Here is a 12,801-nt window from a genome sequence, read left to right as displayed (position 1 = left end):
CGGGTCCGCCCGGACGGAAGGACGCACGCATGCGGTTGCTCGCGGCCTTCCTGTTCTGGGTGCTCACCACCGTGACGCTGGCGGTCGCCGTGCCCGCGACCTGGGCCCAGCACAACCTCGTCGACCAGGACGGTTACTCCGCGCTCGCCACGTCGGCGGCGAAGGACCCCGCGGTGCAGCAGGCGATGGCCGCCGCGCTGACCTCGGAGCTGATGACGTTGTCCGCCAACGCCGGTTACTCGAGCGCGGACGTCAACGAGACCCTGCTGAACGGGGCGGCGCGGGCCTACACCGGCAGCGCGGCGTTCCCCGGCCAGTTCGCGCTTGCCAACCAGGTCGCGCACCGCTGGCTGTTCACCGATTCCGTCGGCCGGTCCGATGCGTCGGGGCGATGGGAGATCGACCTGTCACCGATGTTGGCGGACAGCTCGTTTCAGCAGACGCTCGCCGACTTCGGCATCAAGGCGCCCCAGACGTTGCAAATCCCACTCACCCAGAACATCTCCGAATCGCTGAGGCCGGGCAAGTTCCGCGACGTGGCGAAGTGGGGCCCGTGGGCGAGCGTCGGCGCCGCCGTCCTGGCCGGCGCGTTCGCGCTGTTGACGCTGGCCGTTGCCAGGCGGCGGGGCAAGGCGCTTGGCGCCCTTGGTGTTTCGGGACTCGTCGTGGGGGCCGCCGGCTGGGCCGGTATCGAGGTGGGTCGCCGCTACGTCGACGACGGGCTCGCCACCACCACCGACGAGGTCAGGAACGTCGCGGCCGCCATGGTGGACCATGCCATCGGCAGCCTGCATCTGTGGCTCAACTTGACCTTGGCGGCCGGCGCGGCGCTCGTGTTGCTCGGGGTGCTGGTGTCGATGGTCGGCGGCCTGCGACGCAATTAGCCGGCGGGGGGATCGACGTCGCGGTGCGACGGGTCGGCCGTCAGGATCCGACCGTTGAGCTTGATGTTCGGGGTGCGGAAGTAGGCCCAGCCGCCCATCAGGACACAGGCCATCGCGACGAACGCCAGTGAGCTCTGCAGATCCGGCCAACCCGCGGCGAACAAGACCGGCAGCGCGACGATCGTTGCGCCCCAATAGATGCGGCGCTTCACCGCGCGCTTCGGCAACGTCGCGGTGGACCAACCCGGCAGCAGGAGTCCGACGAGAAGGATCGCCAGGCCACCGTAGAACAGACTCGTGGACAGGGTGCTCACGCCGTCCAGCCTAGGGTGGCCCCGCACGGTTAGCGCCAATCGCGGAAGGCCTCCATCAGCCGGCGGCGGAAAGCCGGCTCGACGTCCTCGTCACGAATCCTGCCGAGGTTCTCGAGGGTGACGTGGAATTGCTGCAGATAGTTCTCGCAGCCGTCGCACTCCAGGAGGTGAAGGTCGAACCGGGCCCGGGTTTCGGGGTCGAGCGCGCCCTCGAGATAGGCCGTGACCAGCTCGACCAGGTCGCGGCAATCCATCGGTTCGGTATTCATCGGGCATCTCCCAGGTAGTCCTCGAGCTGGGCCCGGACCGCAGCTCTGCCGCGGTGCAGCAGCACCCGCTGGTTCGCGACGCTGATCTCGAGCAGTTCGCACACCTCTGCCGAATCGAAACCGAGCATGTCGCGCATGGTCACCACGACGCGTTGACGCTCGGGGAGATCCTCGAGCGCGCGTCTGGTCACGGCGATCAACTCCGCGCCGAGCAGGGAGCCCTCCGGGGTCTCCGGGAACGGCGAGGGTTCCTCGGCCTCGCGCCAATGCCCCGACCACTGCTGTCCGGCGGCCCGGAACCGGGCGGGGTCGACGGTGCCACCGGTAAAGGCCGTGATCGCCACGTCGGTGTCGCGGCGTTCCCGCATGCCGCGCCGCTTGGCGATGTTGATCATCACGGTGAAGAGCCACGTACGCAACGACGAGCGCCCCTCGAAGGCGTCGATCCCCTTGAACAACGCAATCCAGGTCTCCTGCACGACCTCCTCGGCGATCGCACCGTTGGGCACGTAGCCGCGCGCAATGCGCAACATCGACGGGGTGTGGAGATCCACCAGTGCGGCGAAAGCTGCCTCGTCACGGGCCCGCAATGCCGTGATGAGCATGGTCTCGTCGGGTGTCGCGCAGGTCACTAGCACGGATGGTAGCCGTTCACGGGCGACACCTCCCGTCGACGATTGTCAGGGGTTCGACGACGGGGAGTGTCAGGCCGCCCTGCGATCGTTACGGTGTCCGCTCGTCGCCCAGCATGCGGTGCAGGAACTCGTAGACCAGGGCCGAGCGGAACGCCGTCTGTGCGTTGTCCGCCGCCCCGGCGTGTCCGCCCTCCACGTTCTCGTAGTAGCGGACTCGATGGCCGGCCGCCTCCAGCGCCGCGGTCATCTTCCTGGCATGGCCGGGGTGGACGCGGTCGTCACGGGTGGACGTCGTCATCAAGAGCGCGGGATACTCGCGGTCGGCCGAGATGTTCTGGTAAGGCGAGTATTCGCTGATGAACGCCCAGTCGTCGGGATCGTCGGGGTTGCCGTATTCGGCGACCCAGGAGGCCCCGGCCAACAGCAGGTGGTAGCGCTTCATGTCGAGCAGCGGCACGCTGCACACCAACGCGCCGAACAGTTCCGGGTACTTGGTCAGCATGATGCCCATCAGCAGCCCGCCGTTGCTGCCACCCTGGGCGCCCAACTGGTCGACGGTGGTGATGCCGCGTGCCACCAGATCGGCTGCGACGGCTGCGAAGTCCTCGTGGACGAGGTGCCTGCCCTCGCGCATCGCCTGGGTGTGCCACGTCGGCCCGTACTCCCCGCCGCCGCGAATGTTGGCCAGTACGTAGGTGCCTCCCCTCGACAGCCACAGCTTGCCTAGGACGCCGGCATATCCGGGGGTGTTGGAGGACTCGAAGCCGCCGTACCCACCCAGCAGCGTCTTGCCCGGACCCGTCGAACCACGGTGGCCCACCACGAAGTACGGGATCATCGTGCCGTCGGCGGACGCGACGAAGTGCTGGTGTACCTCGACGTCCGAGGCGTCGAAGAACGCCGGCGCACTCTTGATCTCGGTGAGTTCCGAGCCGACGTGGGCCCACAGCAGTCGGGACGGGCTGTCGAAACCGCTGGAATCCAAGAAGATCTCGTCGCCGAGTTCATCGGCGTCGACGATCACCGTCGTCGCGTTGGCCGGCAGGCCGACGACGGGTTCGCGGTGCCACGAACCGGGGGTGACGACTTCGACGTGGGTGGCGACGTCGACCAAGGTGCCCAGCACCAGCCGGTCCCTGGTCCAGGTGTAGGTGTCGAGGCTGGTGTGTGCGTCCGGCTCGAAGACAACGTCCAATGCGATTGTGCCGGAGAGGAACTCGTCGTATTTGGCGGCCAGCAACGACCCGGCCGGGTAGGTCGTAGTCCCGACCGTCCATGCGGTGCGCGGCCGAATCAGCAGCCACTCCCGGTGAATCGAGATCCCCGCGTCGGTGGGGACGTCGATCCGCACCAATTCGTCGTCGCGGATCTCGAAGTATTCGCGGTTGAAGAAGTCGACCGACCGGGAGGCGATCAGTCGCTCGAACCCCGGGGTCGGGTCGAACCCCACCCCGACGCTGACGTCGGTTGCGACGCCCTCGAACACCGTCTGAGCCTCCGACAGCGACTGGTTCCGCCGCCACCGCTTCACGACGCGCGGGTAGCCGGACTCGGTCAGCGAACCGGGGCCGAAGTCCGTGCCGACGAGCACGGTGTCGTGGTCCTCCCAGGAGATGCTGGTCTTGGCCTCGTCCACCCTGAAGCCGCCATCGACGAATTCCCGTGTGGTCAGGTCGAATTCGCGAACCACCGTGGCGTCGGACCCGCCCCGGGACAACTCCACCAGGGCCAGGGAGTAGTCGGGTTCGATGACCTCGGCACCGGCCCACACCCAGTTCTCGTCGTCCGCCGCGGCCAAGGCGTCCAGGTCGACGAGGACGTCCCAGTCAGGATCGTCGGTGCGGTATTGGTCCAGCGTGGTGCGTCGCCAGAGTCCGCGGGGGTGGGCGCCGTCGCGCCAGTAGTTGTAGAGGTAACCGCCGCGCCGCCGCACGTAGGGGATCCGGGCGTCGGTGTCGAGGATTTCCAGCGCCTCGGCCCGCATCTGCTCGAAACGCTCGCCGCCGAGCTCGTCGAGTGTCGGCTCGTTGTGGCGTCGCACCCACTCGAGCGCGTCGTCACCGGTGATGTCCTCGAGCCACAGCTGGGGGTCGTCGTCCACCCGACCATTGTGACCGTCGGCGTACTGTGAGCTGAGTAACACCTGGTCGACGGACCAGGGGAGGGGATTGACGATGGTGGACGTACCGAACCGCGCACTGATCACCGAGGCCGCGGCCCAACTGCTCCGGACGTTGCAAAGTCGCCACGGAGCGTTGATGTTTCACCAGTCCGGCGGGTGCTGCGACGGGTCGTCGCCGATGTGTTATCCCGACGGCGAGTTCCTGGTGGGCGACCGTGACGTCCTGCTTGGCACCCTCGACGTGGGCGACGGCGTGCCGGTGTGGATCTCGGGCAGCCAGTTCGAGGCGTGGAAGCACACCCAGTTGGTCATCGACGTGGTGCCCGGCCGCGGTGGTGGCTTCAGCCTCGAGACGCCGGAGGGGATGCGGTTCCTCAGCCGCGGTCGCGCCTTCACCGAGGAGGAGAACCGGCTGCTCGACGCGGACCCGCCGGTCACCGGGTCGCGCTACGAACGCGGCGAGCGTCCGCGCGAGAACGGCACTCACGTCGTGGCCGAGGCGCAGGACGCCTGTCCCATCCCCGCGGCGCGGCCGGCGATCGCTCTCGGCTGACGGATCTACCGCGGGTGCCGTGGCCGCGACCATTAGGCTGGGGTCGTGACTCACTATGACGTCGTCGTACTCGGTGCCGGTCCCGGCGGTTACGTGGCCGCCATTCGCGCTGCCCAGCTCGGCCTCAACACTGCCATCGTCGAGCCCAAGTACTGGGGTGGTGTGTGCCTCAACGTGGGCTGCATCCCGTCCAAGTCGCTGCTGCGCAACGCCGAGCTGGCGCACATCTTCACCAAGGAAGCCAAGACGTTCGGCATCAGCGGTGACGTGTCGTTCGACTACGGTTCGGCGTTCGACCGCAGCCGCAAGGTCGCCGACGGCCGCGTCGCGGGCGTGCACTTCCTGATGAAGAAGAACAAGATCACCGAGATCCACGGCCGCGGTACGTTCACCGACGCCAACACGCTCTCGGTCGAGCTGAACGACGGTGGCACCGACTCGGTCACCTTCGACAACGCCATCATCGCCACCGGCAGCCGCACCCGGCTGGTTCCGGGGACTGAGCTGTCGGAGAACGTGGTCACCTACGAAGAACAGATCATGGAGGGTGAGCTCCCCAAGTCGATCGTCATCGCCGGCGCCGGTGCCATCGGCATGGAGTTCGGTTACGTGATGAGCAACTACGGCGTGGACGTCACCATCGTCGAGTTCTTGCCCCGTGCCTTGCCCAACGAGGACGCCGAGATCTCCAAGGAGATCGAGAAGCAGTTCAAGAAGCTGGGCGTGAAGATCCGCACCGGCACCAAGGTGGAGTCGATCACCGACGAGGGCTCGTCGGTGAAGGTCGTCGTCAGCAAGGACGGCAAGACCGAGGAACTCGTCGCCGACAAGGTCATGCAGTCGATCGGGTTCGTGCCCAACGTCGAGACGATCGGCCTGGACAAGGCCGGTGTCGAGCTGACCGACCGCAAGGCCATCGCCATCGACGACTACATGCGCACCAACGTGCCGCACATCTACGCCATCGGCGACGTCACGATGAAGCTGCAGCTGGCCCACGTCGCCGAAGCGATGGGTGTGGTCGCGGCCGAAACCATCGCCGGCGCAGAGACATTGCCGTTGGGTGACTACCGCATGCTGCCGCGGGCCACGTTCTGCCAGCCGCAGGTCGCCAGCTTCGGACTCACCGAACAGCAGGCCCGCGACGAGGGGTACGACGTCAAGGTCGCGAAGTTCCCGTTCACCGCGAACGGCAAGGCACACGGGCTGGGTGAGCCGGGCGGATTCGTCAAGATCATCGCCGACGCGAAGTACGGCGAACTGCTCGGCGGCCATCTGATCGGGCACGACGTGTCCGAGCTGCTGCCGGAGCTCACGCTCGCGCAGAAGTGGGACCTGACCGTCAACGAGCTCACCCGCAACGTGCACACCCATCCCACGCTGTCGGAGGCGCTGCAGGAGTGCTTCCACGGCTTGGCCGGCCACATGATCAACTTCTGATCGACGCGCCCGCGTGAAAGCAACGGTCGTCGTCGCCGGCGTCGGCGGACTGATCGTCGGCCACGTGTTGTGGCTGGCCGCGATCTCCCTCGCGACTCAGACCACCACCGTCGACGTGTGGGTGTTGGTGACCGCGGCGGCCACGCTGCTCATCGGCGTGGCATGCGTCTTCCTGGGTCGGCGGTTCCATCGCCGCAAGGACTTCGCGAAGGCCGCGTTCGCGTGGTGTCTGCCCGTGTCGCCGTTGCTGTTCTCGGTCAGCGTGCTTGCGGTGACCTACCTGTAGCGACGGTCAGTTCGGGAAGTCTAGCGGGATCTTCAGCGTCGCCATGGTGGCGGCCAGTCCGTCGTATTGGCTTGCCAGCATGCAGAATTCGATCAGCTGCTTCTTGGTCAGATGGGACGACAGCGCGGTCCACGTCTCGGCCGACATGGACCGGGTGATGACGAACTCGTCGGTCGCGGTGATGAGAACGCGTTGCCTGTCGGTGAGCCCCTCCGCGTCCGGGCCCTCGAAGATCCGCGCCTGGGTGTCGAGGTCGACGCCACGGCTGCGGGCGAGGCGCCGGTGCTGCTGCAGTTCGTACTCGCAGTCGCGAAGGTGCCCGACCCGAAGGATGACCAACTCGGCCTCCTGGCGGGGCAGTTTGCCAAGCCCGAGCAGCATCCCCGAATACGGAAGCCAGGCCAGGAACAGCAGTTGGTGCTGCCCGATCACGTTGAAGAGTGCGAAGCGGGGGGCGCGGATGGCCCTCGCGCCCAACTTGGCGATGATCCAGTTCAGGGGTCCGAGCTCGCGGAAGCCTCCTGGCCGGATACGTGCGGGAACAGTCTCGGGGGCGCTCACCTCTTGCAGTGTAGGTGGGGTCAGGTGCGCCTGACCGGGTATGGCGACACCGTGCTGCGGTGCTCGTCGAGATCCAGCGCCCGGCCGAGGGCGGGGAACGCGCGTTGCGGGCAGTTGTCGCGCTCGCATACCCGGCAGCCCGCCCCGATCGGCGTGCCCACCTCGCTGGAGAGGTCGAGCCCGTCGGAGTACACCAGTCGCTGCGCGTGGCGCAGCTCGCAGCCGAGGCCGATCGCGAACGTCTTACCCGGCTGGCCGTACCGCGACGCCCTGCGCTCGACGGTGCGCGCCACCCACATGTAGTGCCGTCCGTCGGGCATCTGGGCGATTTGCACCAGGATCTTTCCTGGGTTGGCGAACGTCTCGTAGACGTTCCACAGCGGGCAGGTGCCCCCGCTGGAGGAGAAGTGAAAACCGGTGGCGGACTGCCGTTTCGACATGTTGCCGGCCCGGTCGACGCGGACGAACGACAGGGGGACGCCCCGCATCGACGGTCGCTGCAACGTCGACAATCGGTGTGCGATGGTCTCGTAGCTGACGGAGTAGAACGCCGAGAGCCGCTCGACGTCGTAGCGGAAGTTCTCGGCCACGTCGTGGAACTGGCGGTACGGCAGGATGGTCGCCGCCGCGAAGTAGTTGGCCAACCCCAGGCGGGCCAGGGTGCGGGATTCGTCGCTGGTGAAGTTGCCGTCGTCGACCAGGCTGTCGATGAGGTCGCCGAACTCGAGGAAGGCCAACTCGGCGGCGAGCTTGAAGACCGTCTGTCCCGACGGCAGGTGCCCGCCGATCTCCAGGGTCTTGGTGGCGGGGTCGAAGCGGTGCAACACGGTGTCGCCCAGATCGATTCGCTTGACGATGTGCACGCCGTGCACCCGGACGAGGCGGTCGGACAGTTCGGCCGCCAGGTCGGCGCGGTTCATCCGCATGCGGACGGTGAGGTCCTCGGCTGCGGCGTCGAGTTCGTGCAGATAGTTCTGCCGCTGGTAGAAGTAGTCGCGCACTTCCTCGTGCGGCATCGTGATGGATCCCCAGCCCGAGCTGGAGCCGGTGCCATCGGAGAAGCGGCCCTCGGTGGCCGCCGCGAGTTGAGTGGTGGTCAGTCGGTACCGCCGGTGCAGGTTGACCATCGCCTGGGCCAGCGCGGGGTGCGCGTTGACGACGTCGGCCACCTCGGAGGGGGCCACGTCGACGCCGACGTCGCTGTCCATCGTCACCTCGCGCAGTTCGGCGACCAGGCGGGTGTCGTCCTGGGAGGCGAAGAACGTGGCGTCGACGCCGAACACCTCGGTGATGCGCAGCAGCACGGCGACGGTCAGGGGTCGGACGTCGCGTTCGATCTGGTTCAGGTAGCTGGGGGAGATGTCGAGCATCTGCGCCAGGGCGGCCTGGCTGAATCCGCGCTCGCTGCGGAGCTGGCGGACCCGTGATCCGACGAACGTCTTGGCCACGCCCACCAGCATAATCAGCCTGCGAAGGCACTCTTCGCAGGATTGGCACAGGGTGCTCTCGTGGCATTATCTGGACTCGTGAGCACCGAGGGTGGGCTGGGCACGGGTCTGGCGAAGTCGATGATGCCGGTCCCCGATCCGCATCCGGACGTCTTCGACGTCGAGTGGCCGCTGCGGGTGGCGGACGTCGACCGCACGGGCAGGTTGAAGTTCGACGCCGCCACCCGGCACATCCAGGACATCGGTTCCGATCAGCTGCGCGAGATGGGGTTCGAGGAGACGCATCCGCTCTGGATCGTCCGACGCACCATGATCGACATGATCGAGCCGATCGTGTTCAAGGACATGCTCCGGCTGCGGCGGTGGTGTTCGGGCACCTCCAACCGGTGGTGCGACATGCGGGTGCGCATCGACGGGCGCCGGGGCGGGCGGATCGAATCCGAGGCGTTCTGGATCAACATCAACCGCGAGACGCAGGGGCCGGCGCGCATCTCCGACGACTTCATCGCGGGCTTGCAGAAGACGACCCCGGTCAACCGATTGCGGTGGAAGGCCTACCTGAAGGCGGGCGCCCGCGGGGATGCGACCGACGTCCGCGCGTATCCCGTCCGCGTCAGCGACATCGACATCTTCGACCACATGAACAACTCGGTGTACTGGAGCGTCATCGAGGACTATCTCGTCGAGCGGCCGGACCTGGTGGCCAAGCCGCTGCGCGTCACCATCGAGCACGACCTGCCGGTCGCGTTGGGGGACCAGCTCGAGATCCTCCGCCACGAATATCCGGCCGGTTCGACCGACAGGTTCGGCGCGGACGTCGCCGACCGCAGTGTTACAACGCTCACATATGTGGTCGGCGACGAGGTCAAGGCCGTCGCCAGTCTCTTCTCGCTCTGAATCGATTGGGTTTAACAGTACGGGCGTACTGACCTGCGGCGTTGTGTTACTCCACGGTAACTTCTGAACCGGTTCAGTTCATCCGGTTCTTCGCAACCTTCGCAAATTACACGCAATGGTTGGCGAAAATTGGCAACCGAAACCGGTGGACCTGCGACTATGTGCTGTGCCATGGTCGTGTAAGCAGAAAAGCTAAATGCGCGGTGGCGTTAACAACGAAACGAAGGCAACGTCGCCGGCACTCGTACTCGAAGGAGCCCCGATGTCCACCGTTGGCACGCCGAAGTCACCCGAACAGATCCAGCACGACTGGGACAACAACCCTCGCTGGAAGGGCATCACCCGCACGTACACCCCGGAGGACGTCGTCGCTCTGCAGGGGCACGTGGTCGAGGAGAGCACGCTGGCCCGCCGCGGCGCCGAGGTGCTGTGGGAGCAGCTCCACGACATGGACTACGTCAACTCGCTGGGCGCCCTGACCGGCAACCAGGCCGTGCAGCAGGTCCGTGCCGGCCTCAAGGCCATCTACCTGTCCGGGTGGCAGGTCGCCGGCGACGCGAACCTCTCCGGCCACACCTACCCCGACCAGAGTCTCTACCCGGCCAACTCGGTCCCGCAGGTCGTGCGCCGCATCAACAACGCGCTGCTGCGCGCCGACCAGATCGCCAAGGTCGAGGGCGACCGCTCGGTCGAGAACTGGCTGGCCCCGATCGTCGCCGACGGCGAAGCCGGCTTCGGTGGCGCGCTCAACGTCTACGAGCTGCAGAAGGCCATGATCGCCGCCGGTGTCGCCGGTTCGCACTGGGAGGACCAGCTCGCGTCGGAGAAGAAGTGCGGCCACCTCGGTGGCAAGGTGCTCATCCCGACCCAGCAGCACATCCGCACCCTGACCTCGGCCCGCCTGGCGGCCGACGTCGCCGACGTCCCGACGGTCGTCATCGCCCGCACTGACGCCGAGGCAGCCACGCTGATCACCTCCGACGTCGACGAGCGCGACCAGCCGTTCATCACCGGCGAGCGCACGAAGGAAGGCTTCTACCGGGTCAAGAACGGCCTCGAGCCTTGCATCGCCCGCGCCAAGTCCTACGCGCCGTACTCCGACCTCATCTGGATGGAGACCGGCACCCCGGACCTGGAGCTGGCCAAGAAGTTTGCCGAGGGCGTCAAGAGCGAGTTCCCGGACCAGATGCTGGCCTACAACTGCTCGCCGTCGTTCAACTGGAAGCAGCACCTGGACGACGCGACCATCGCGAAGTTCCAGAACGAGCTCGGCGCAATGGGATTCAAGTTCCAGTTCATCACGCTGGCCGGCTTCCACGCCCTGAACTACTCGATGTTCGATCTGGCCCACGGCTACGCCCGCAATCAGATGAGCGCCTACGTCGAGCTGCAGGAGCGCGAGTTCGCCGCCGAGGAGCGGGGCTACACCGCGACGAAGCACCAGCGTGAGGTCGGCGCCGGCTACTTCGATCGGATCGCCACCACCGTGGACCCGACCTCGTCGACCACCGCACTCGCGGGCTCGACCGAAGAGGGCCAGTTCCACTAGGTCCCGTTTTCTGCGCGAGCAGACGCAAAGGGCCCTGAAACCGTGTGTTTCAGGGCCCTTTGCGTCTGTTCGCGGGGCATGAAGTAGAAAGTGACAACATGACCATTGAACGAGTGGGTGTCGTCGGCGCCGGGCAGATGGGCGCAGGCATCGCGGAGGTGTCGCTGCGCGCGGGTGTGGACGTCCGCATCTACGAGCCCACGGAGGCGCTGGCCGAGGCGGGCCGCGGCCGCATCGTCTCGTCGCTGGAGCGTGGCGTCAGCAGGGGCAAGCTGACCGAGACCGAGCGCGACGACGCGCTTGCGCGGTTGAGCGTCGCCACCGACATCGCCGACCTGGCCGACCGCCAGCTGGTGGTCGAGGCCATCGTCGAGGACGCGGCGGTCAAGGCGAAGGTCTTCGCGCAGCTCGACGAGGCCATCACCGATCCGGCCGCCGTGCTGGCGTCCAACACCTCCAGCATCCCGATCATGAAGATCGCCGCGGCGACGAAGAACCCGAGCCGCGTGCTGGGGCTGCACTTCTTCAACCCCGTGCCGGTGCTGCCGCTGGTGGAGCTGGTCCCGACGCTGGTCACCGACGACGATGCGTTGGAACGCGTCGCGGAATTCGCGGGCGTGACGCTCGGCAAGAAGGTGGTGCGATGCACCGACCGGTCCGGCTTCGTCGTCAACGCGCTGCTGGTGCCGTACCTTCTGGCGGCGATCCGGATGGCCGAGGCCGGTGTCGCCACCGTCGAGGACATCGACACGGCCGTCGTCGCGGGGTTGTCGCACCCGATGGGTCCGCTGAAGCTGAGCGATCTCGTCGGGCTGGACACGCTGAAGCTCATCGCGGATTCGATGTTCGAAGAGTTCAAGGAGCCGCTGTACGGGCCGCCCCCGCTGCTGCAGCGGATGGTCGAGGCCGGCCAGCTGGGCAAGAAGTCGGGCAAGGGTTTCTACACGTACTAAGGCGGCCAGGGAGGCCTAGGCGTCCTTCAGTCGCTTCTTCTCCGCCTCGACGTCGAAATCGGGTGGCGGCCAAGACAAGTCGAACCCGTCGAGCGCCTCGATCAGCAACTCGGTGATCGCCAGGCGCGAGTACCACTTGCGGTCGCATGGAATGACGTGCCATGGCGCGTACTCCGTCGAGGTCCGGTCCAGCACGGCCTGATAGGCCTCCTGGTACTTGGGCCACAGCTTGCGTTCGTCGATGTCCGCCGGGTTGAACTTCCAGAACTTGTCGGGCCTGTGCAGCCGTTTGGTGAGCCGTTTCTTCTGCTCGTCGAGTGAGACGAACATGGCGCACTTGACGATCGTCGTGCCGTCGTCGACGAGTTCCTTCTCGAAGGCGTTGATCTCGTCGTATCGCGCGCCCCACACGTCCGGCGGCACCAGATCGTGCACCCGCACGGCCAGAACGTCCTCGTAGTGCGAGCGATCGAACACGCCGATGTGGCCCGCCGGTGGGAGTGCCTTGCGGATCCGCCACAGATAGTCGTGGGCGAGTTCCTCCTCGGTCGGCTTGCCGAAGCTGGCATACCGGATACCCTGTGGATTGCCAGCTCCCACAACGTGTTTGACGATGCCGCCCTTGCCTGCGGTGTCCATGCCCTGCAGCACCAGGAGGATCTTGCGGGTGTCGCCGGACCGGCTGCCCGCGTAGAGCATTTCCTGCAATTCGGCGAACACCCCGTTGCGCTCGTCCTGCAGGTCGCCCGAGTCGCTCTTCTTGCCGGTGAACCCGGGTGTGGAGTTCGCGTCGATGTCGGAGACCTGACGGCCGGCCCGGAACTCCAGCAGATGATGCGGTTCGTGAGTCCAGAGCGAAGGGAGGTCGGCGTCGGGTGTTTTGGCCATCT

At 66.6% G+C, this 12,801-nt stretch carries 14 protein-coding genes; 7 read left to right on the top strand and 7 right to left on the bottom strand.

Annotation, left to right across the window (positions count from 1 at the left end):
• Window positions 1–29: 29 nt before the first annotated feature.
• Window positions 30–884, top strand: coding sequence for a hypothetical protein (locus H7J06_RS04770; protein ID WP_264037460.1), 855 nt, complete (start codon window positions 30–32; stop codon window positions 882–884).
• On the opposite strand, the gene H7J06_RS04765 is transcribed toward H7J06_RS04770, so the two are convergent.
• The 4 genes from H7J06_RS04765 to H7J06_RS04750 all read right to left on the bottom strand — a co-directional run bounded on the left by H7J06_RS04765 (window position 881) and on the right by H7J06_RS04750 (window position 4,203).
• Window positions 881–1,198 (bottom strand): hypothetical protein, encoded by a 318-nt coding sequence (locus H7J06_RS04765; RefSeq protein WP_264037459.1) that lies wholly within the window; start codon window positions 1,196–1,198, stop codon window positions 881–883. The two genes, H7J06_RS04770 and H7J06_RS04765, sit on opposite strands and share 4 nt — an antisense overlap.
• A gap of 29 nt (window positions 1,199–1,227) precedes the next feature.
• The gene (locus H7J06_RS04760) at window positions 1,228–1,467 is read right to left on the bottom strand and encodes an anti-sigma factor family protein (protein WP_264037458.1); all 240 of its coding nucleotides are present in this window, start codon (window positions 1,465–1,467) and stop codon (window positions 1,228–1,230) included.
• The gene (locus tag H7J06_RS04755; RefSeq protein ID WP_264037570.1) at window positions 1,464–2,072 is read right to left on the bottom strand and encodes an RNA polymerase sigma factor; all 609 of its coding nucleotides are present in this window, start codon (window positions 2,070–2,072) and stop codon (window positions 1,464–1,466) included. Before H7J06_RS04755 ends, H7J06_RS04760 begins: the two co-directional genes overlap by 4 nt.
• A gap of 118 nt (window positions 2,073–2,190) precedes the next feature.
• Window positions 2,191–4,203 carry a prolyl oligopeptidase family serine peptidase gene (locus H7J06_RS04750; protein ID WP_264037457.1) on the bottom strand — a complete coding sequence of 671 codons (2,013 nt, stop codon included), beginning with the start codon at window positions 4,201–4,203 and terminating at the stop codon, window positions 2,191–2,193.
• 73 nt (window positions 4,204–4,276) lie between these two features.
• Here H7J06_RS04750 and H7J06_RS04745 point away from each other — a divergent pair, with 73 nt between their 5' ends.
• The 3 genes from H7J06_RS04745 to H7J06_RS04735 are packed head-to-tail and all read left to right on the top strand — an operon-like array spanning window position 4,277 to window position 6,503.
• Entirely contained in the window at window positions 4,277–4,777 is a 501-nt protein-coding gene (locus H7J06_RS04745) for a DUF779 domain-containing protein (RefSeq protein WP_275078957.1), read from the top strand.
• A gap of 45 nt (window positions 4,778–4,822) precedes the next feature.
• Window positions 4,823–6,217: a dihydrolipoyl dehydrogenase gene (lpdA, locus tag H7J06_RS04740; protein ID WP_264037455.1), complete on the top strand. Its 1,395-nt coding sequence runs from the start codon at window positions 4,823–4,825 to the stop codon at window positions 6,215–6,217.
• Window positions 6,218–6,230: 13 nt separating this feature from the next.
• On the top strand, window positions 6,231–6,503 hold the full coding sequence (locus H7J06_RS04735; protein ID WP_264037454.1) for a hypothetical protein: 273 nt from the start codon (window positions 6,231–6,233) through the stop codon (window positions 6,501–6,503).
• 6 nt (window positions 6,504–6,509) lie between these two features.
• On the opposite strand, the gene H7J06_RS04730 is transcribed toward H7J06_RS04735, so the two are convergent.
• On the bottom strand, window positions 6,510–7,064 hold the full coding sequence (locus H7J06_RS04730) for a carboxymuconolactone decarboxylase family protein (RefSeq protein WP_264037453.1): 555 nt from the start codon (window positions 7,062–7,064) through the stop codon (window positions 6,510–6,512).
• 20 nt (window positions 7,065–7,084) lie between these two features.
• Window positions 7,085–8,512: an acetate metabolism transcriptional regulator RamB gene (gene ramB, locus H7J06_RS04725; protein WP_264037452.1), complete on the bottom strand. Its 1,428-nt coding sequence runs from the start codon at window positions 8,510–8,512 to the stop codon at window positions 7,085–7,087.
• A 120-nt stretch (window positions 8,513–8,632) separates the two neighbouring features.
• Between ramB and H7J06_RS04720 the strand changes: the two genes are divergently transcribed.
• From H7J06_RS04720 to H7J06_RS04710, 3 genes are all read left to right on the top strand, one after another.
• Entirely contained in the window at window positions 8,633–9,409 is a 777-nt protein-coding gene (locus tag H7J06_RS04720) for an acyl-[acyl-carrier-protein] thioesterase (protein ID WP_264037568.1), read from the top strand.
• A gap of 262 nt (window positions 9,410–9,671) precedes the next feature.
• Window positions 9,672–10,958: an isocitrate lyase gene (gene aceA / locus H7J06_RS04715; protein WP_264037451.1), complete on the top strand. Its 1,287-nt coding sequence runs from the start codon at window positions 9,672–9,674 to the stop codon at window positions 10,956–10,958.
• A gap of 98 nt (window positions 10,959–11,056) precedes the next feature.
• The gene (locus H7J06_RS04710; protein WP_264037450.1) at window positions 11,057–11,911 is read left to right on the top strand and encodes a 3-hydroxybutyryl-CoA dehydrogenase; all 855 of its coding nucleotides are present in this window, start codon (window positions 11,057–11,059) and stop codon (window positions 11,909–11,911) included.
• 15 nt (window positions 11,912–11,926) lie between these two features.
• Here the strand turns inward: H7J06_RS04710 and H7J06_RS04705 are convergent, their stop codons facing one another.
• A complete protein-coding gene (locus H7J06_RS04705; RefSeq protein ID WP_264037448.1) occupies window positions 11,927–12,799 on the bottom strand; it encodes a polyphosphate kinase 2 family protein in 873 nt (290 codons plus the stop codon).
• Between the last annotated feature and the right edge of the window lie 2 nt (window positions 12,800–12,801).

Source organism: Mycolicibacterium hodleri (assembly GCF_025822245.1).
Lineage (GTDB): Bacteria > Actinomycetota > Actinomycetes > Mycobacteriales > Mycobacteriaceae > Mycobacterium > Mycobacterium hodleri.
This window is presented reverse-complemented; position numbering and strand designations above follow the sequence as displayed.